The following is an 18,665-nucleotide window of genomic DNA, read 5'->3' on the forward strand; positions in this document are numbered from 1 at the left end:
ACGTTATAATGAGGCCAAAATGACCGTTCTGTCATTCCAGCTCTACAGCGCCCGCAATGTTCCCTCCCTTGAAGACTACCTGGCCAAGCTGGCTGGCCTTGGCTACACCCAGGTCGAAGGCTATGGCGGGCTTTACGCCGATGCAGCGGGCCTTGCCGCAACGCTGAAGAAGAATGGTCTGACCATGCCGACCGGCCACTTCGGCCCGGCCCAGGTCGCGGACGTCGAAACCACGCTCAAGACCGCCGAAACGCTCGGCATGAAGAAGATCTTCTGCCCCCATATCGGTCCCGAAGGCCGCAGCGCCGATGAGTCCAAGTGGCTCGAACTGGCCGAAATGCTGGCCAAGGCCGGCGAGACCTACACCAAGCACGGCTATGGCTTTGGCTGGCACAACCACGACTTCGAATTCGTGCCCACCACCTCGGGCCGCACGCCCATGGAGATCATCCTTGAGACCGCGCCTGCCATCGAGTGGGAATGCGACGTCGCCTGGGTTGTCCGTGGCAAGGCTGACCCGATCGCCTGGTTCGACAAATACGGCTCGCGCATCACCGCCGTGCACGTCAAGGACATCGCCCCCGCCGGTGAATGCCTGGATGAAGACGGCTGGGCCGACGTTGGCCACGGCACGCTCGATTGGGACAATCTGATCGGCAAGGTGCAGTCCAAGACCAAGGCAGAATACTTCGTCGCCGAACACGACAAGCCCAATGATGAAGTGCGCTTTGCCACGCGCTCCATCGCCACCGCCAAGAAGTGGAAGTAATCCAAATGGCCAAGACTTATGGCGTCGGCATCATGGGTGCCGGCAATATCTCGGGCGCTTACCTGCGTCTGGCGCCCCTGTTCAAGGGGCTTGAGGTTCGCGCCGTTGCCGACATCGTGCCGGCAGCGGCCCAGAAGCGCGCCGAGGAATTCGGCGTCCGCGCCCAGACGCCCGATGAGCTGCTCAAGAACAGCGAGATTGACGTGATCGTCAATCTCACCATCCCGGCCACGCACTATGGCGTGTCCATGGACATCATCTCGGCCGGCAAGCATGCCTATTCAGAAAAGCCCTTCGTGCTGTCGCTGGAGGAGGGCACGGCCCTCAAGAAGGCCGCCGCCGAGCGCAATCTCAAGGTCGGCTCGGCGCCCGACACCTTCCTGGGTGGCGCGCACCAGCAGGCCCGCCAGATCATCGACAGTGGCCAGCTCGGCAAGATCATGAGTGGCACCACCCACGTCATGAGCCGTGGCATGGAGCATTGGCATCCCAATCCGGACTTCTTCTTCCAGCCCGGCGCCGGCCCGATCCTCGATCTCGGTCCCTATTACGTCACCGAGCTCATCCACCTGCTCGGGCCGGTCAAGCGCCTGTCGGCCTTCACCAACATGGCCCGCACCGAGCGCGAAGTGACGGCCGAAGGCCCGTTCAAGGGCAGCTTCGTCAAGGTCGGCACGCCGACCACCATCCATGGCGTGCTCGAGTTCGCTTCGGGTGCCATCGTCACCATCGGCGCCAGCTGGGACGTGGCGGCACACGGCCACCACAATATCGAGCTCTACGGCACCGATGGCTCTATCTTCGTGCCCGATCCGAACTTCTTCGGCGGCGATCTGGTTACGGCCAATATCGCTGGCGAGCGCAGCAATGTCTCGCCCTGGGATCATCCGTTCGGCAAGCCCAACCAGGACCTCGACAAGCCCACGCCGCGCGCCAACTATCGTGCTGCCGGCCTGGCCGACATGATGAACTCCATCGAGAGCGGCAAGACCGCCCGCTGCGGCCTCGATGTGGCGCTGCATGCCGTGGACGTGATGACCAGCCTGCTCAAGGCTGGCGAGAGCGGGCAGGTGCTCACCCTGAGCACCACCTGCGCACGTCCTGATGCGCTCAGCCCCGAAGAGGCACGCGCCCTGTTGAAATAATGAGGTGCGTACCTCATTGACAGCCGTCATTGGCCGGTCAACAGTATGATAAATGACCAGGGCAGGCGGCGGCTATTCGCCGCCTGTTTTTACGAGTTGGTACAAGACTGAGGCGCACAGCGCCCGCAACGAGGAGAAACCCAATGCGCACCATCAAGGGGCCGGCAATCTTTCTGGCGCAGTTCGCCGGCGACGCGGCGCCGTTCAATTCCTTCGATGCCATTTGTGGCTGGGCCGCCAATTACGGCTACAAGGGCGTTCAGATCCCCACCTGGGTGGGCAGCCTGATCGATCTGGAAAAGGCAGCCACCTCAAAGACCTATGCCGATGAACTGGCCGGCACCGCCGCCAAGCACGGCCTGGCCATCACCGAGCTCTCGACCCATCTGCAGGGCCAGCTCGTGGCGGCCCATCCGGTCTATGACACCATGCTCGATGGCTTTGCGCCGGCTTCGGTGCACGGCAACCCCAAGGCCCGCCAGGAATGGGCTGTGCAGCAGCTCCATTGGGCAGCCAAGGCCTCGAAAAACCTCGGCCTCACCGAGCACGCGACCTTCTCGGGCGCGCTGGCCTGGCCCTTCCTCTATCCGTTCCCGCAGCGCCCTGCAGGTCTGGTCGAAGAAGCCTTTGACGAACTGGCCCGCCGCTGGACGCCCATCCTCAATGCCTTTGACGAGAACGGCGTCGACGTCTGCTATGAGATCCATCCCGGCGAGGATCTGCATGACGGCGTGACCTATGAGATGTTCCTTGAGCGCGTGAAGAACCACCCGCGCGCCAATCTGCTCTATGATCCCAGCCACTTCGTGCTGCAGCAGCTTGATTATCTGGACTACATCGACATCTACCACGAGCGCATCAAGATGTTCCACGTCAAGGATGCCGAGTTCAATCCGACCGGCCGCCAGGGCGTCTATTCGGGCTATCAGAGCTGGATCAACCGGGCAGGGCGCTTCCGCTCTCTCGGCGACGGCCAGGTCGATTTCGCCTCCATCTTCTCCAAGATGGCGCAGTATGACTTTGCCGGCTGGGCCGTGCTCGAATGGGAATGCGCCATCAAGCATCCCGAGGATGGGGCCCGTGAAGGCGCCGAGTTCATCAAGAACCACATCATCCGCGTCACCGAGAAGGCTTTTGACGATTTCGCCTCTGCCGGCACCGACAAGGCCGCCAACCGCAAGATGCTCGGGCTGTCATAGGACCACAGATATATATGTTCATCGTCACCACCGGGCTTGTCCCGGTGGTCCACCGATTGCCGGGACGAGCCGAGCAATGACGATGGACGAAAGAACGGGAAGAGGAACACAAAATGGCTGAGAACGGCGCAAAGCGCATTCGTCTGGGCATGGTCGGCGGCGGCACGGGAGCCTTCATCGGCTATGTGCACCGCGTCGCCTCCCGCATCGATGGCGATTATGATCTGGTGGCGGGCGCCCTGTCGTCCCGCCCCGACGTGGCCAGGGAATCCGGCCGCAATATCGGCCTGGCCGAAGACCGCATCTATACCTCCTATGAGGAGATGGCCAAGGCCGAGGCCGCGCGTCCCGATGGCATCCAGGCGGTGTCCATCGTCACGCCCAACCACATGCACTATGGCCCGGCCAAGGCCTTTCTCGAGGCCGGCATCCATGTGATCTGCGACAAGCCGATCACCTCCACGCTCGAAGACGCCCGCAAGCTGGCCGAGATCCAGCCCAAGAACGGCGCCAAGTTCCTGCTCACCCACAACTACACCGGCTATCCGCTGATCCGTCAGGCGCGCGAGCTGGTCGCTTCGGGTGCCCTGGGCAAGATCCGCGTCGTCCAGGCCGAATATCCGCAGGATTGGCTGACCGAGCCGACCAGCGATGACAACAAGCAGGCGTCCTGGCGCACCGACCCGGCCCGTTCCGGCGCCGGCGGCTGCATCGGCGACATCGGCACCCATGCCTATAACCTCGCCCGCTTCGTCACCGGCCTCAAGACCGACTCGGTCTCGGCCGATCTGACGGCCTTCGTCGATGGCCGTCAGCTCGACGACAACGTCAACATCATGCTGCGCTTCGAAGGCGGAGCCAAGGGCATGCTCTGGGCCAGCCAGGTGGCCGTGGGCTGCGAGAACGGTCTGCAGCTGCGCGTCTATGGCGACAAGGGCGGCATCGAATGGCGCCAGGATAATCCCAACTACATGTGGTTCACCGAATTCGGCAAACCCAAGCAGTTGCTGACCCGCGGCGGCGCCATCTCGGGCAATGCCGCCTCGACCATGAATGTGCGCATTCCCTCGGGCCATCCGGAAGGCTACCTCGAAGCCTTCGCCACGCTCTATAGCCAGTTCGCCGCCATCATCCGCGGCGAGGGCCAGGCCTATGAAGGCCTGCTGCCGACGCTGGCCGACGGCGTGGAAGGCATGCAGTTCATCGTGGCCTCGGTGCAGTCGAGCAAGAACGACGGCAAGTGGACCAAACTCAGCGACGTCTGAGCCGGGACGCTCCCAGCCTGAACAGCACCCCGGCCTGCGCCGGGGTGTTTTTCTTTTGGCCTATTGCACGCGCTCCACGCTGTAGCCGGCGGCCTCGAGCAGCTCCAGCACATTGCCGCTGCCCACCAGATGGCCGGCGCCAACGATGATGAGGTTGTTGCGATTCTCGGCCAGCATCGTTTCGATCGGCGCGATCCAGTTGCGGTTGCGCGCCAGCAGCAGCCGGTCGAGATAGGCCTCTTCCAGCCCGCCCATATCCATCAGGAACAGGGCGCCCAGCTTGTCCGGCGTGCCCCCCAGCCAGTGGCTCATCAGCTTGCTCATCACCTTGGGCAATTGGTCGAACTGCTCGACAGTCGCCTGCAGCAGGGCAATCTGTTCATCATCCGGCGCCCCGGCCAGCACCTCGATCTGCTCGTCGCCGGTCTCGAGAAAGGCCATGCGGTCGGCGGCAATCTCGGGTTCCAGGCTGAACTCGACGCCTTGCTCGATCATGCCCAGGCTGGCGATGCCGGCGGCCGAGAGCGTGTTGGCCGCCATCCAGGGACGCATGGCCAGCATCGGCCCAAACGGCATGCCAAGCAGTTCGGCCTGCCGCCGCACTTCGGCCTCAAGCCCCTCGTCCATCACATCGGTCAGCTGCGTCCCGTCGACATAGATGCCGCGCACAAAGGCCTTGGCGCCCACCTCGGCCATGGCCGCAGGACGGATGTCGGTCTCAAAGACGATCTGGTCCGCCTTGGCCAGGGTGTCGTCAAACAGTGGCGTGCGCCAGTCGGTGTCGGCGGGCATGACATGCAGCGAGCCAAACACATGCACGACGCTATCGCCATCGCTGACGGCCCACAGGGCAGGGGCCGCTTGCGCCGGGGCGCTGAGCAGCAGCACTCCAAGTGTCGTCAACAGCCGCTTGAGCATCAATCACCTCCCGATACGGTCGGTGATCGTCTTGCCGGCCCAAAAAACAAATGCGCCGCAACAGTTTGCAGCGCATTGTGGATTCAGGATGGCAGAGACGGGACTAGTGTGTCCAGGGTGTCTTGCGATCGGCGCGGAAATTGTCCGGATAGCTCACCCGCTGCGGCGTGGCTTCATGCACCGGCTGCACGCTATAGGCGATGCCATTTTTCTGCGCATAGGCTTCGGCGGCTTCGAGCGTATCAAAGCTCAACCGGATCTGCTGGCGCGTGTCGGTGGTGCTGGTATAGCCCATCAGAGGATCGATGGAGCGGGGCGCAGCCGGCTCATGCACCAGCACCCACTTGTGGGTCTTGCCTTTGCCGGACTGCATGGCGTTGCGGGCCGGGCGGTAGATACGGGCGGTCATGCAAAGTCCTCAACACGATGCGTTTCGCCAGAAGGCGGACTGTGATGGTCGGAGTACAAAGATTCGAACTTTGGACCCCCGGTTCCCAAAACCGGTGCTCTACCAGGCTGAGCTACACTCCGATATCACCGCCATCCGTTAGCCTGTTCAGAGCCATAGGGCAAGCGTAACCACACCTGTGTGTGAGCATTGACGGAACCTGTGCACACGTCCAAATACATCACCCATGATTGACCTTACGCCGCGCTGGCCGCTGGGCCTCAACCGCAAGACCTGGCAGGACCGCGCTGTGGCGCTGGTCATGGTGCTTTTCGCATTGCTGTTCATTGATGCCTGGGCGTCCCAGACATTGCAGGCTTGGCCCGATGTGTGGCGCGCGCCCTTCGCCTTCATCACTGATTTCGGCCTGTCAGATTGGGTGCTGATTCCCTCGGTTCTGGTCTTTGCCCTGGCCGCGATCGCGTTGCGGCTGCCGATCGGCGCCTATCGGCGCGCGGTCTATGAATTGGGCATGGTTGCCGCCTTCATCTTCATCGGGGTCGGTCTACCCGGGCTGGTCTCCAATCTGCTCAAGCGCCTGGTCGGTCGCGCGCGGCCGGAGCATTTTGGCGATGTCGGCGCCTTCCAGTTCCACCATGTGGTCAACGCCTGGGATTTTCAGAGCTTTCCGTCCGGCCACTCCACCACGGCCATGGCCACGGCCCTGGTCGTGGGCTTCATGGCGCCGCGGCTGTTTCCTGCCGTTCTGGTCATCGCCCTGGTTACAGGCCTGTCGCGCGTCGTCATCGGCATGCACTATCCCACCGATGTGGTGGGCGGCTTTGCCCTCGGCCTGATCGGCGCCTATGCGGTGCGGAATGTCTTCGCGGGGCGTCGCTGGCTGTTTGCGAACCGCGCGGATGGCTCCGTGCGGTTCCGGGGCTTGCCCAATATCAAGCGGCTGCTCCGCCGCTGGCGCTACCGCGCCCGCGCATAGCGCTCCATCGCTGCCGCCAGGTCGGCCTTGAGGTCTTCGGTGCCTTCCAGGCCAATATGCAGCCGGAACAGATTGCCGTCCGCCGTCCAGGGCTTGGCCGTGCGGTTCTTCCCCAGTTTCACCGGCAGGCACAGGCTCTCATAGCCACCCCATGAATAGCCCATGGTGAACAGCTCGAGCTTGTCGACAAAGGCCGCCACCGAGGCGCGTGGGGCAGGGGCCAGCAAGACACTGAACAGGCTGCCTGACCCGGTGAAATCGCGCTTGAACAAAGCGTGGTCGGGGTGGCTTTCCAGCGCCGGGTGCAACACCTGCTGTACTTCGGGCTGGCTCTCCAGCCAGCGCGCGATCTCGAGCGCGCGGTCACGATGCGCCGCCATGCGCAGCGCCAGCGTGCGCAGGCCACGCGCCACCAGATAGGCATCATCGCCCGAGCTAAAAAAGCCCAGCAGCCGGCGCGTCCGTTCCACATCAGCCCAGGCTTCCTGGGTGGTCGAGATCGTGCCGGCAAAGGCATCCGAATGGCCCACGAACATCTTGGTGGCGGCATGCACCACCAGGTCGGCGCCCAGCGCCAGCGGCTGGTGAAAGAGTGGGCTGGCCCAGCTGTTGTCGATGATCAGCCGCGCGCCGCCATCATGAGCCACCTTGGCCAGGGCAGGGATGTCCTGCACTTCGAAGGTCAGCGAGCCGGGGCTCTCCCCCAGCACCGCGCGTGTATTGGGCTGCATCAGGGCCTTGAGGCCAGCGCCGATACGCGGATCAAAATAGCGCACGCTCACGCCCATGCGGGTCAGGAAGCCATCGCCAAACGTGCGGCCTGGCTCATAGGCGCTGTCGCTGATCAGCACATCGTCGCCGGCCTTGAGGCAGCTCATCAGCGCCACGGTCACTGCGGCCAGGCCCGACGGCAGCAGCTGCGTGCGATAGGCGCCCTCGAGCTGGCTGATGATGGCCTCGACGCCTTCGGTGGTGGGGTTGCCGGCGCGGCCATAGAGATAGCGCTGCTGCTGCGCCTCCAGATCCGCCAGGGTTTTGAACAGCACCGTGGAGCCCCGGTACACCGGTGTGTTGACGAAGCCGAACTGCTCGTCGGGGTCCCGCCCACCATGGGTCAGGATCGTCTCAATCGAACGCAAGGGCGAACTGCCTTTTTTGATGTCATTCATGGGAGGCTCGGTGCTCAATATCCAGTCAAATACACAAAGGTGTCTAAATAAGCGACAGGCTTGCTGTCCCAAGCCAGCATCTACCCTTGACGCAACGGTCAATAGACGCTTGCATGGATAACAGCATCGCAACTGCACTTCAAAGTGTGGAGGTGCCACCGGGGATGTGGGCAAGCTCGCTAACCTCGGGACACAAGGTCAGGAACCAAAAGGCAAAATCAATGCAGAAAACGCTCGTAACAATCGCAGTCGCGGCTTCGCTGAGCCTCGGCGCGACGGCTGCTCATGCAGCCATTCTCGATGATGTGAAGGCCAAGGGCTATGTCCAATGTGGCGTCACCGGCGGTGTGCCCGGCTTCTCTGCCCCCGATTCCAACAACGTCTGGACCGGCCTGGAAGTCGATTACTGCCGTGCTCTCGCTGCTGCGGTCTTCAATGACGCCGACGCCGTCCGCTACACCTCGCTGACCAGCCAGGAGCGTTTCACCGCGCTGTCCGCTGGTGAAATCGACGTTCTGTCCCGCACCACCACCTGGACCATGAGCCGCGATACCCAGCTGGGCATCAGCTTCGTCGGCACCATGTTCTATGACGGCCAGGGCTTCATGGTCCGCAAGGCCGACGGCATCAAGTCCGCCCTCGACCTGTCCGGCGCCGCTATCTGTATCGAATCGGGCACCACCACCGAGTTGAACGCTGCCGACTACTTCGCGGCCAACAACATGGAATTCAACACCGTGGTGTTCGTCGACCAGGACGAAGTCGTGAAGGCCTATGAAGACGGCCGTTGCGACGTCTACACCACGGACTCCTCGGCCCTGGCCGCTGAGCGTTCCAAGTTCGCCGTGCCGGATGATCACATCATCCTGCCCGAGATCATCTCCAAGGAACCCCTCGGCCCCGTCGTGCGCGCCGGTGACACGGGCTGGTTCAACATCGCTCGCTGGACCTACTTCGCCATGCTCGAAGCCGAAGAACTGGGCGTGTCCCAGTCCAACGTCGACGAGATGCTCGGCTCCGACAACCCCGCCATCAAGCGCCTGCTGGGCGTTGAAGGCGATTTCGGCACCCCGCTCGGCCTGACCAAGGACTGGGCTTACCAGATCATCAAGCTGGTCGGTAACTACGCCGAATCCTATGATCGCAACGTTGGCCCGTCGACCCCCATCGGCCTGGAACGCGGTCTGAACGCGCTGTGGAAAGACGGCGGCATTCAGTACGCTCCGCCGATCCGCTAAGCCGGACCTGAGCCCGACGCTTCATACCTGGAGCGTCGGGTTTCTAGTTCCACGCTCGGCCATCCTGCATGGCCCGTGGATCAGCCGTGACTTAGGCGGCTTGGGGACAAAAACAAATGACAACGCTTGATACGGGGCCCACCACGGCCCCTAGGCCCTCTTTTTTCAACGATCCGGTTGTTCGCGGCATCGTTTACCAGGTGCTGGTGGCAGTGCTCCTGGTGGCGTTCATCGTCTGGATCGTGGGCAATACGGCAACCAATCTGGCTGCCCAGAACAAATCCACCGGCTTTGATTTCCTCTGGAAGACGGCCGGCTTCGACATCAGCTTCTCGCTGATCCCATGGACGCGCGCTTCCATCTATTGGGAAGCCTTCCTGGTGGGCATCACCAATACCTTGCTGGTGGCCTTTGTCGGCATCATTGCCGCAACCATTCTCGGCTTCACCATCGGCATCGCGCGCCTGAGCAGCAACTTCATCGTGTCGTCGCTCGCCACGATCTATGTCGAGACCATCCGCAACATCCCGCTGCTGCTGCAGCTGTTCTTCTGGTACTTCGCCGTGCTCAAGGCCATGCCGGCAGTACGCGATTCAATCCAGTTGCCGTTGGAATCCTTCATCAACCAGCGCGGCATCTTCGTGCCCAAGCCAATTCCCGATCCCCAGTTCGGCTTCGTCTGGATCGGTATTGCCCTGGCCATCATTGGCGTGATCGTGCTGCGCACCTGGGCCAAGCGTCGCCTGGAGGCAACCGGCAAGCGCTTTCCGGTCTTCCTCACGTCGCTGGCCGTCCTGATCGCTATTCCCACCATCGTGTGGTTCGCCAGCGGCGCCAGCGTCGAGTTCGAACCGCCCGTGCTGGAGCGCTTCAACTTCAAGGGCGGGCTGCAACTGCCGCCAGAGTTCGTGGCCCTGCTGTTCGGCCTCACCATCTATACGGCGTCCTTTATCGCCGAGACGGTGCGTGGCGGCATTCAGGCGGTCAGCCGCGGCCAGACGGAAGCGGCCATGTCGCTGGGCCTCAAGGAAGGTGACCGGCTGCGCCTGGTCATTGTGCCCCAGGCCATGCGCGTCATCGTCCCCCCGCTCACCAGCCAGTATCTGAACCTGACCAAGAACTCCTCCCTGGGTGCCGCCATCGGCTATCCGGAGCTGGTCAACGTCTTCTCGGGTACCGCACTGAACCAGACTGGCCGCGCGATCGAGTGTATCGCCCTGACCATGCTGGTCTATCTCACCTTCTCACTCCTGACCTCGGCGATCATGAACTGGTATAACGCCCGCGTCAGCCTGGTTGAGCGGTAGGAGCATGGCCATGAGTGATATCGGTTTCGTCCGCGCTGACCTTGTTCCTGCCAAACCGGCTCCGAACCGCACCACCGGTGCGGTTGCCTGGGCCCAGAAAAACCTGTTCGCCACGCCGCTGGACACGGTCCTGACCCTGTTGGGCATCCTGTTCCTGGTGTGGGTGGTCCCGCCGCTGTTCAACTTCTTCATCGGCCATGCCGTGGGTCCCTATGGGACCGTCGAAGAGTGCCGTGCGCTGGATGCAGGGGCCTGCTGGGCCTACATCTACAACGAGATGGAATTCTTCATCTACGGCTTCTACGACATCCCCGAACAGTGGCGACCAAACATCGTGTTCGCCCTTGGGGCGCTGCTCCTTGTGCCCCTGCTGATCCCCAAGGTGCCGTTCAAGCGAGCCAACGCCATTCTCTTTCTGGTCGTCTATCCCATCGTCAGCTATTTCCTGCTGGCCGGTGGCGTCTTCGGCCTCACCGAGATCCCCACCGAGAAGTGGGGCGGCCTGTTGGTCACCTTGATCATCTCCGTGGTTGGCATCACGCTGTCCTTCCCGCTGGGCATCATCCTGGCGCTGGGGCGGCAATCCAACCTGCCGGTGATCAAGACGCTTTGCATCGCCTTCATCGAACTGATCCGGGCCGTGCCGCTGATCACCATCCTGTTCATGGCCTCGATCATGCTGCCGCTGTTCATGCCGCAGGGAACCACCGTGGACAAATTCCTGCGGGCCCTGGTCGGCGTCACGCTGTTCACCTCTGCCTATATGGCCGAAGTGGTGCGTGGCGGCCTTCAGGCCATACCGCGCGGGCAATATGAGGCCGGGGCGTCCCTTGGCCTCGGCTATTGGCAGCGGATGTACTTCATCATCCTGCCGCAGGCCCTCAAGCATGTGATCCCGGGCATCGTGAACAACTTCATCTCGTTGTTCAAGGATACCTCCCTGGTCTACATCGTGGGCATGAAAGACCTGCTCGAAGCGGTCAAGACCAAGAACGACTCCGCGCTCGAGTGGCAGTCGGCCAATACCGCCACCACCGGCTATCTGTTTGCCGCCATGGTGTTCTGGGTCTTCTGCTTCTCCATGTCGCGCTACTCCATGTTCATGGAGCGTCGTCTCAATACTGGCTACAAGAGGTAGTTCAAATGACCGAAGTTTCCGCAACTACCCAGGATCGTGCTGCGCCGCACATGACGGTCTCGCAGACCAATGTGGCCATCGAAGTGGTGGGCATGCACAAGTGGTATGCCGACTTCCACGTGCTGCGCGACATCAACCTCAAGGTGATGGAAGGTGAGCGCATCGTCATCGCCGGCCCCTCGGGCTCCGGCAAGTCGACGCTGATCCGCTGCATCAACCGGCTCGAAGAGCATCAGGAAGGCCAGATCATCGTCAATGGCACCGAGTTGACCGCCGACATCAAGCGGATCGACGAAGTGCGACGCGAAGTGGGCATGGTGTTCCAGCACTTCAACCTCTTCCCGCATCTGACGATCCTGCAGAACCTGACGCTGGCCCCGATCTGGGTGCGTGGCATTCCCAAGGCCGAGGCCGAGGCGACCGCCATGCATTATCTGGAGCGGGTCAAGATCCCCGAGCAGGCCAACAAGTTCCCCGGCCAGCTTTCCGGTGGTCAGCAGCAGCGCGTGGCCATCGCCCGTTCGCTCTGCATGCAGCCCAAGATCATGCTGTTCGATGAGCCGACATCGGCCCTCGATCCCGAAATGGTCAAGGAAGTGCTCGAGGTGATGATCAGCCTGGCCGAAGAAGGCATGACCATGATCTGCGTGACCCACGAAATGGGCTTTGCCCGCCAGGTCGCCAATCGCGTCATCTTCATGGACCAGGGCCAGATCATCGAGCAGAACGAGCCCGAGGCCTTCTTCTCCAATCCGCAGCACGAACGCACCAAGCTGTTCCTGAGCCAGATCCTGCACTGATCTGTCTTTCGCTGTCGATTCACGTCATGCCCCGGCAAATTGGCCGGGGCATTTCCTTTGGTCCGGCTTGACCCACCGGTCTCGCCTGCCAATATGGCTTGCGAGTAAAGGGAAGCGCCCAATTGGCCGGATTTTTCAAGCGAGTGCAGGCTGGCCTGGCAGCCCTGTTGTGCCTGTCGGCTGCCGCTGCGCTGCCGGCCGCTGCTGACACGCTGCAGGACGTGCGCGAGCGCGGCTTCCTGATCTGTGGCGCCACCAATCCCTTGCCTGGCTTTGCCCAGATGGAGGCCGACAGCCGCTGGGCCGGCTTTGATGTCGATCTCTGCCGCGCCATTGCCGCTGCCGTGCTGGGCGACCCCAATCTCATCGAGTTTCATGCCCTGCGTGGTGAAGCCCGCTTCGCGCCGCTACAGACCCGCGCCGTCGATGTGCTGACCCGCGACGGCCCCTGGACGGCCCGGCGCGACAGTCTTTATGGCGCCAGCTATGTGGGCACAGCCTTCTTCGATGGTCAGGCGTTCCTGGTGCCGCAGTCGCTGGGCCTCGTCTCGGCCTTCGAGCTCGACAATGTCAGCATCTGCGTGCTCGACGGCGGCGAGGAGCTCGAGCGCGTGCAGGAGTTCTTCTTTGCCAATCAGGCCACCTATACCGAGGTGCCCTATGAGGATGTGGAAGATCTCTCGCTGGCCTACCGCAGCGGCCTCTGCCAGGTCGTCTCGGCCTCCGGCCGCCAGCTGCAGGCCATCCGCCGCGCGCTGCCCGATCCCAGTGCCCATCGCATCCTGCCCGAACGCATTTCCAAGGAGCTGCTGGGCCCGGTCGTCCGCTCGGGCGACCAGCAGTGGTTCAACATCGTCAAATGGACGCTGTTCGCGCTGATCAATGCCGAGGAAGTCGGCATCACCTCACTCAACACCGAATCCCTGGCCGCCTCGCACACCCCGGCCATCCGCCGCATCCTGGGCGTTGAAGGCGATTACGGCACGCCGCTGGGTCTCAAGCCCACCTTCATGCGTGATGCCATCCGCGCTGTCGGCAATTATTCCGAGCTCTACGACCGTCACTTCGGGCCGCAGACCGGTGCCGCGCTGCTGCGCGGCCAGAACTCGCTGTGGAGCAATGGTGGCCTGCTCTATGTGCCGCCGGTGCGCTAGGGCGCAGCCGGATTCGTCTCATCAAAAACCAGGCTGACGCGCCTGTTCTGCTTGCCCTTTTTCTCGATCTTGCCCAGCTTGAGCGGGCCGATTTCGCGCGTGTTGCGCACATGCGTGCCGCCACAGGGCTGCAGGTCCACGTCGCCGATGCGGATCAGCCGCACGCGGCCCTGGCCCATGGGTGGCTTCACATTCATGGTCTTGATCAGATCAGGATTGGCCGCCATCTCGTCGTCGGTGATCCACTCCTGGCTGACCTCATGATGGCCCGCGACCAGGCCATTGAGCTGGGCCTCCAGCGCCGCGACATCCTCGGGCAGCTCGGGCATGTCGAAATCCAGCCGCCCCTTGTCCGCACCGATCGAGCCGCCCGTCACCGGATAGGCGAACACCACCGACAGCAGATGCAGTGCCGTGTGCATGCGCATCAGCCGATAGCGGCGGTCCCAGTCGATTTCCGCCGTCACGGTCTCCCCGGGCTGGGGCAGGGCACTGCCCGGCGCCGCCATATGCGCGATGGTCGTCTTGTCGCCATCGGGATGGATGGTGTCGATGATCTCCAGCACGCTGCCATCGCTCATGGACATGCGCCCTATGTCGCCCGGCTGCCCGCCCGATGCGGCGTAGAACACCGTCTGGTCCAACACCAGCCCGCCCTCGGGCGTCACGGCCGCGACGCGTGCCGTCACGCTGCGCTGGTAACTATCGTCCCGAAACAGAAACTGGGTCATCACTCGTCCTTACAATACCGGTGACAGCAGACGCGCTGCCTGGGTCAGGAAACGCATTGGCCAGCTGCGCGACTTGACCTCCTCGAGCGTCACCTCGCGGCACACCTTGAAGTCCTCTGTCAGCATGTCTTCCACTGCCTTGATCGTTTGTCCGTCCGTGAACCACATGGTGATCTCGAAATTGATCGCAAAGGAGCGGTTGTCGAAATTGACGCTGCCGATGGTCGCGATCTGGTCGTCCATCAACACCACCTTCTGGTGCAGGAAACCGTCGCGATAGCGATGGATCGCCACGCCATGCTCGATCATCGCGTCGGCATGGGCAATGCTGGCCAGCCAGACCAGCTTGTGGTCGGGCTCATTGGGCAGCATGATCCGCACGTCCACGCCGCGCAGCTTGGCGGCATAGAGTGCCGTGCGGATATCGGTGTCGGGCACGAAATAGGGACTGACAATCCACAGCCGCTCGCGCGCCCGCCCGATCACATCGGTAAAGGCAATCGCGCATTCTTCCAGCTGGTCGGCCGGCCCGGTCCCCATCACCAGCACGCTCTTGTCGCCGGGTGTCGGCACGTCGTCGGGCGGCGCCGAGGGCAGCACCTCGCCGGTCGCCCATTCCCAGTCCTCGCGAAACAACAGGGCGCAGCCCAGCGCCGCCGGCCCGCTTATATGCACATGCGTATCCCGCCAGCGCCCCAGTCTCGGATTCTGGCCCAGATATTCCACGCCCACATTGTGCCCGCCCACCCAGGCCTGTTCGCCATCCACCACAACGATCTTGCGGTGGTTGCGGTAGTTGATCCGGGTCGGGCCGTAGAAGCGCATGAATTTGTGGCGCTGGTTGAAGCCGGCCACCTTGATGCCGGCTTCGCGCAACTGCGTGCGGTAGCGTTTGGGCATGCCCGTGCTGCCGATGTCGTCATAGAGCAAATAGACCTTCACCCCGGCCTTGGCCCGCGCGATCAGGCGCTCCGCCAGCTCCTTGCCCAGGGCGTCGTCGCGCACGATGTAGAATTGCACGAAGAGGTAGGTCTGGGCGGTGTCGATCCCGGCAAAGATGGAGTCAAACGTCGCCCGTCCATCGACCAGGATGTCCACGTCATTGCCGCTGAGGAACGGCACTTCCGACACCTTGGTCTGCACCGGCCATTGGGCGCTGGTGTCGCGGTCGATCAGCATCAGGTCCTTGGCCCGCAGCGGTCGTGCCGAGCGGCCATTGCGGATGCGGTCTGTCGCATAGTCGTCAAAGGCCTTCCAGCCAAACACCAGATAGAGCAGGGCGGTCGGAAACGGCAGCAGCGCCAGCGCCAGGATCCAGGCAATCGATCCCTGCGACGTGCGCGAGTTCATGATTTCCCGAACGGCACAGACAAAGGCGAGCAAATAGAGCGCCGCCATGATCGCGGCCACGATATGCAGCTCCGCGACCAGGGTACCCAGAAAATACTCGATGCCGATCAAGATAGCCGCCTAGATTCGGGAAATGCCAGAGTTCTAGCATGCCTCCAATCAAAGCGCTCTGCCCACATCTCGCGCCAGAGCCACCCCACCTCTCCCCTGAGGGGAGAGGTCGCCGCACAGCGGCGGGTGAGGGGTTCACAGTGTCGCCAGCTCGCTTCTCTCCTGACTGGATTGTCGGCTCTTTCGCCTCCCTCCCCCTTGAGGGGAGGGACCGAGGGAGGGGGTCTATCAGTGGTACGCAGAGCGCTCCCCATCCACCTTTTCCCAGACAGGAGAGGTCGCCACGCAGCGGCGGGAGAGGGGTGGGCCTATCGACAGATCGTTTCGCTCAAGGCGAAAATGGTCGAGGCTCCGCCACCCCCTCAGACCGGCTCCGCCTCGATCACGCTGGAGATGTCGATAGGCGTGCGCCCTTCCATCCAGGTGGGCACCGGCAGGTTCTTGCCGCGCAGGAACGCGGGATTGAAGATCTTGCTGGCATAGCGGTTGCCATAGTCGCACAGGATCGTGACGATGGTCTTGCCCGGTCCCAGGTCGCGCGCCATGCGCACCGCGCCGGCGATATTGATCGCGCTCGAGCCACCCAGGCAGAGACCTTCATGCTCAAGCAGATCGAAGATATAGGGCAGGGCTTCGCTATCGGGGATCTGGTAGGGGTTGTCCACAGTCAGCCCTTCCAGATTGGCCGTGATGCGGCCCTGGCCGATGCCTTCGGAAATCGAGTCGCCAGACGACTTGAGCGCGCCATGCGCATAGAAATTGTAGAGCGCCGCGCCCTCTGGGTCGGCCAGGCCGATCTTGACCGTGCTGCTGCGGGCCCGCAGGGCCTCGGCCACGCCGGCCAGCGTGCCGCCTGAGCCGACCGCGCAGATGAAGCCGTCGATCTTGCCGCCGGTCTGCTCCCAGATCTCGGGGCCCGTGGTCTCGATATGGGCCTGGCGATTGGCCACATTGTCGAACTGATTGGCCCAGATGGCGCCGCCGGGCAGTTCGGCGTTCAGCTTCTCCGCCAGCCGGCCGGAAATCTTGATGTAGTTGTTGGGGTTCTTGTACGGCTTGGCCGGAACCTCGATCAGCTCGGCGCCGTAGAGACGCAGGGCGTCCTTCTTTTCCTGGCTCTGCGTCTGCGGAATGACGATCACGCTCTTGTAGCCCAGCGCATTGGCCACGAGCGTCAGCCCGATGCCGGTATTGCCCGCCGTGCCCTCGACAATCGTGCCACCGGGCTTGAGCCGTCCGGACTTGATCGCATCCTGGATGATGTAGAGCGCCGCGCGATCCTTCACCGACTGACCCGGATTGAGAAACTCGGCCTTACCCCAGATGTCGCATCCCGTCATCTCGGACACGCGGTTGAGGCGAATGAGTGGCGTCTTGCCGATGGCAGCAATCAGGTCTTTATGGGCGAACATGAGCGCGATCTACTGATGATTGAGCGGTGATCGTAGGCCTGGTGGCTAACCCCCGCAAGCGATAACCGCCTGTCCGGGCAGGGCTTTCCGCCTTGCCCCACGGTTGCGCAATGGCGATGCGCCCATGGGCGCATGGCGCAATACTATTCCATCACAGCGCTGCAGCTGCCGCGAGCGCGCGCTCGCGCGATGTCTTGAGGTCAACGATCGGGCGCGGATAGTCCTTGCCCAGAACCACGCCAGCGGCCGTCAACGCGTCCCGTGGCGCCTCCCAGGGGCTGTGGATGTGGGTGTCGTCGAGCTTGGCGAGCTCGGGAACCCAGCGGCGCACATAGGTGCCCTCCGGGTCGAAGCGTTTGCCCTGCGTTACGGGATTGAAAATGCGGAAATAGGGTGCCGCATCCAGCCCGCAGCCAGCCACCCATTGCCAGCTCGCCGGATTGCTCGCCACATCGGCGTCCACCAGGCAGTCCCAGAACCACTGCTCTCCCAGGCGCCAGTCGATCAGCAGGTTCTTGCTCAGCAGCGAGGCAACCAGCATGCGCACCCGATTGTGCATGGAGCCGGTTTCCCAAAGCTCGCGCATGCCGGCGTCGATCATCGGCAGGCCCGTCCGGCCCTGCTGCCAGGCGCTGAGGTCGTCCGGCGCATCGCGCCACTCGAGGCCGCGATATTTCTCCTGCATCGGCACCTGGGCGATATCGTCGCGATGATAAAGCTGGTGGTAGCTGAAATCGCGCCAGGCCAGTTCGGAGAGGAATTTGTCGATCGCGCCGGCCATTTCAGGGTGGGCCTCTGCCACCAGGCTCGCCGCGTGCCAGACCTGGCGCGGGCTGATCTCGCCAAAGCGCAGGTGCGGCGACAGCCGCGACGTGGCCAGCCTTGCCGGAAAATCCCGCTCATCGGCGTAGTCGGCGACGCAATTCTCCAGAAACTGCGCGAGTCTGGCCTGTGCCGCCGCTTCGCCGATCTGCCAGTGCGGCTTGAGCTTGCCGGCCCAATGCGGCTCGGCATAGTCGCCATCCACGCTCTGTCTGTCGCGGGATGTCCCCTTCGCCGGCGCGGGCAGGGGGCGGGCGATCGGTGCCTGCTTCAGGCTCTTCCAGAATGGCGTGAATACCGAATAAGGCTTGCCCGCGCCGGTGCTGATTTCCCACGGCTCGATCAGCAGATTGGCCGCAAAGCTCGCCACCGTGACGCCGTCGCCGCGCAGCCTGGCCTTGATCGCACTGTCCAGCGCCCGTTCTCCGGGCGCGTAGCGACGGTTCCAGTACACCGCCCCGATGTTCAGCTCGCGCACCAGTCTTGTGAGAATGTCTTCCGGATTGCCGCTGTCCACCACCAGCGCAATGCCATGCGCCGCCAGATCGGCCTCCAGCGCCACCAGGCTCTGGTGCAGCCACCAGCGCGCTGCGCCCCCGGGCGGGCGAATGCCGTCGGCCTGCTCATGAATATAAAGGGCGGTTGTCGCGCCCTCGGCTGCAGCCGCAGCGGCGAGGGCTGGGTTGTCGGTCAGGCGCAGGTCGTTGCGCAGCCAGGCAAGCTGTGTGGTGGTCATTCGGCTACTCCCGCAT

At 63.0% G+C, this 18,665-nt stretch carries 17 protein-coding genes and 1 tRNA gene; 10 read left to right on the forward strand and 8 right to left on the reverse strand.

Annotated features, from left to right (window positions below):
- The first annotated feature begins 19 nt into the window (after nt 1-19).
- The 4 genes from K1177_RS04690 (at nt 20) to K1177_RS04705 (ending at nt 4,378) form a co-directional block, all read left to right on the forward strand.
- Entirely contained in the window at nt 20-769 is a 750-nt protein-coding gene (locus tag K1177_RS04690; protein WP_224702159.1) for a sugar phosphate isomerase/epimerase family protein, read from the forward strand.
- Nucleotides 770-774: 5 nt separating this feature from the next.
- Entirely contained in the window at nt 775-1,914 is a 1,140-nt protein-coding gene (locus K1177_RS04695) for a Gfo/Idh/MocA family protein (RefSeq protein WP_224702160.1), read from the forward strand.
- Between the two features lie 143 nt (nt 1,915-2,057).
- Nucleotides 2,058-3,113 carry a sugar phosphate isomerase/epimerase family protein gene (locus tag K1177_RS04700; protein ID WP_224702161.1) on the forward strand — a complete coding sequence of 352 codons (1,056 nt, stop codon included), beginning with the start codon at nt 2,058-2,060 and terminating at the stop codon, nt 3,111-3,113.
- A 113-nt stretch (nt 3,114-3,226) separates the two neighbouring features.
- Entirely contained in the window at nt 3,227-4,378 is a 1,152-nt protein-coding gene (locus tag K1177_RS04705) for a Gfo/Idh/MocA family protein (protein WP_224702162.1), read from the forward strand.
- 60 nt (nt 4,379-4,438) lie between these two features.
- On the opposite strand, the gene K1177_RS04710 is transcribed toward K1177_RS04705, so the two are convergent.
- The 3 genes from K1177_RS04710 to K1177_RS04720 all read right to left on the reverse strand — a co-directional run bounded on the left by K1177_RS04710 (nt 4,439) and on the right by K1177_RS04720 (nt 5,827).
- Nucleotides 4,439-5,296: a TraB/GumN family protein gene (locus K1177_RS04710; protein WP_224702163.1), complete on the reverse strand. Its 858-nt coding sequence runs from the start codon at nt 5,294-5,296 to the stop codon at nt 4,439-4,441.
- Nucleotides 5,297-5,399: 103 nt separating this feature from the next.
- Complete coding sequence (locus K1177_RS04715; RefSeq protein WP_137151718.1) at nt 5,400-5,705, reverse strand: ETC complex I subunit; 306 nt, start codon at nt 5,703-5,705, stop codon at nt 5,400-5,402.
- Nucleotides 5,706-5,750: 45 nt separating this feature from the next.
- A tRNA-Pro gene (locus K1177_RS04720) sits at nt 5,751-5,827 on the reverse strand.
- 104 nt (nt 5,828-5,931) lie between these two features.
- Between K1177_RS04720 and K1177_RS04725 the strand changes: the two genes are divergently transcribed.
- Complete coding sequence (locus K1177_RS04725; RefSeq protein ID WP_224702164.1) at nt 5,932-6,681, forward strand: phosphatase PAP2 family protein; 750 nt, start codon at nt 5,932-5,934, stop codon at nt 6,679-6,681.
- Here the strand turns inward: K1177_RS04725 and metC are convergent.
- Entirely contained in the window at nt 6,663-7,850 is a 1,188-nt protein-coding gene (gene metC / locus K1177_RS04730; RefSeq protein ID WP_224702165.1) for a cystathionine beta-lyase, read from the reverse strand. The genes K1177_RS04725 and metC overlap by 19 nt on opposite strands.
- Nucleotides 7,851-8,071: 221 nt before the next feature.
- On the opposite strand from metC, the gene K1177_RS04735 reads away from it, so the two are divergent.
- The 5 genes from K1177_RS04735 (at nt 8,072) to K1177_RS04755 (ending at nt 13,487) form a co-directional block, all read left to right on the forward strand.
- Nucleotides 8,072-9,088, forward strand: coding sequence for an amino acid ABC transporter substrate-binding protein (locus tag K1177_RS04735; protein WP_224702166.1), 1,017 nt, complete (start codon nt 8,072-8,074; stop codon nt 9,086-9,088).
- A 116-nt stretch (nt 9,089-9,204) separates the two neighbouring features.
- Nucleotides 9,205-10,395 carry an amino acid ABC transporter permease gene (locus K1177_RS04740; RefSeq protein WP_224702167.1) on the forward strand — a complete coding sequence of 397 codons (1,191 nt, stop codon included), beginning with the start codon at nt 9,205-9,207 and terminating at the stop codon, nt 10,393-10,395.
- Nucleotides 10,396-10,399: 4 nt separating this feature from the next.
- On the forward strand, nt 10,400-11,533 hold the full coding sequence (locus K1177_RS04745) for an amino acid ABC transporter permease (RefSeq protein ID WP_224702168.1): 1,134 nt from the start codon (nt 10,400-10,402) through the stop codon (nt 11,531-11,533).
- Nucleotides 11,534-11,538: 5 nt separating this feature from the next.
- On the forward strand, nt 11,539-12,333 hold the full coding sequence (locus tag K1177_RS04750) for an amino acid ABC transporter ATP-binding protein (RefSeq protein WP_318153270.1): 795 nt from the start codon (nt 11,539-11,541) through the stop codon (nt 12,331-12,333).
- Between the two features lie 122 nt (nt 12,334-12,455).
- On the forward strand, nt 12,456-13,487 hold the full coding sequence (locus K1177_RS04755; protein ID WP_224702169.1) for a transporter substrate-binding domain-containing protein: 1,032 nt from the start codon (nt 12,456-12,458) through the stop codon (nt 13,485-13,487).
- Here K1177_RS04755 and K1177_RS04760 read toward each other — a convergent pair.
- The 4 genes from K1177_RS04760 to K1177_RS04775 form a co-directional block, all read right to left on the reverse strand.
- Nucleotides 13,484-14,218, reverse strand: a complete 735-nt coding sequence (locus tag K1177_RS04760; protein WP_224702170.1) for an alanyl-tRNA editing protein — start codon at nt 14,216-14,218, stop codon at nt 13,484-13,486. The genes K1177_RS04755 and K1177_RS04760 overlap by 4 nt on opposite strands.
- A 9-nt stretch (nt 14,219-14,227) precedes the next feature.
- Nucleotides 14,228-15,679 carry a cardiolipin synthase gene (gene cls, locus K1177_RS04765; protein ID WP_224702171.1) on the reverse strand — a complete coding sequence of 484 codons (1,452 nt, stop codon included), beginning with the start codon at nt 15,677-15,679 and terminating at the stop codon, nt 14,228-14,230.
- 362 nt (nt 15,680-16,041) lie between these two features.
- On the reverse strand, nt 16,042-17,091 hold the full coding sequence (locus K1177_RS04770; RefSeq protein ID WP_224702172.1) for a cysteine synthase A: 1,050 nt from the start codon (nt 17,089-17,091) through the stop codon (nt 16,042-16,044).
- A 151-nt stretch (nt 17,092-17,242) separates the two neighbouring features.
- On the reverse strand, nt 17,243-18,649 hold the full coding sequence (locus K1177_RS04775; protein WP_224702173.1) for a cryptochrome/photolyase family protein: 1,407 nt from the start codon (nt 18,647-18,649) through the stop codon (nt 17,243-17,245).
- Between the last annotated feature and the right edge of the window lie 16 nt (nt 18,650-18,665).

The sequence above is a fragment of the Devosia aquimaris genome, assembly GCF_020169335.1.
GTDB lineage: Bacteria > Pseudomonadota > Alphaproteobacteria > Rhizobiales > Devosiaceae > Devosia > Devosia aquimaris.

Excerpts from the sequence above, each read along its gene's own strand:
- K1177_RS04710 (WP_224702163.1), bottom strand. The coding sequence starts at position 5,296 with ATGCTCAAGCGGCTGTTGACGACACTTGGAGTGCTGCTGCTCAGCGCC.
- K1177_RS04695 (WP_224702160.1), top strand. The coding sequence starts at position 775 with ATGGCCAAGACTTATGGCGTCGGCATCATGGGTGCCGGCAATATCTCG.
- K1177_RS04700 (WP_224702161.1), top strand. The coding sequence starts at position 2,058 with ATGCGCACCATCAAGGGGCCGGCAATCTTTCTGGCGCAGTTCGCCGGC.
- K1177_RS04725 (WP_224702164.1), top strand. The coding sequence starts at position 5,932 with ATGATTGACCTTACGCCGCGCTGGCCGCTGGGCCTCAACCGCAAGACC.
- K1177_RS04770 (WP_224702172.1), bottom strand. The coding sequence starts at position 17,091 with ATGTTCGCCCATAAAGACCTGATTGCTGCCATCGGCAAGACGCCACTC.
- K1177_RS04740 (WP_224702167.1), top strand. The coding sequence starts at position 9,205 with ATGACAACGCTTGATACGGGGCCCACCACGGCCCCTAGGCCCTCTTTT.
- K1177_RS04715 (WP_137151718.1), bottom strand. The coding sequence starts at position 5,705 with ATGACCGCCCGTATCTACCGCCCGGCCCGCAACGCCATGCAGTCCGGC.
- K1177_RS04775 (WP_224702173.1), bottom strand. The coding sequence starts at position 18,649 with ATGACCACCACACAGCTTGCCTGGCTGCGCAACGACCTGCGCCTGACC.
- K1177_RS04745 (WP_224702168.1), top strand. The coding sequence starts at position 10,400 with ATGGCCATGAGTGATATCGGTTTCGTCCGCGCTGACCTTGTTCCTGCC.
- K1177_RS04760 (WP_224702170.1), bottom strand. The coding sequence starts at position 14,218 with ATGACCCAGTTTCTGTTTCGGGACGATAGTTACCAGCGCAGCGTGACG.
- K1177_RS04705 (WP_224702162.1), top strand. The coding sequence starts at position 3,227 with ATGGCTGAGAACGGCGCAAAGCGCATTCGTCTGGGCATGGTCGGCGGC.
- metC (WP_224702165.1), bottom strand. The coding sequence starts at position 7,850 with ATGAATGACATCAAAAAAGGCAGTTCGCCCTTGCGTTCGATTGAGACG.
- K1177_RS04750 (WP_318153270.1), top strand. The coding sequence starts at position 11,539 with ATGACCGAAGTTTCCGCAACTACCCAGGATCGTGCTGCGCCGCACATG.
- K1177_RS04735 (WP_224702166.1), top strand. The coding sequence starts at position 8,072 with ATGCAGAAAACGCTCGTAACAATCGCAGTCGCGGCTTCGCTGAGCCTC.
- K1177_RS04690 (WP_224702159.1), top strand. The coding sequence starts at position 20 with ATGACCGTTCTGTCATTCCAGCTCTACAGCGCCCGCAATGTTCCCTCC.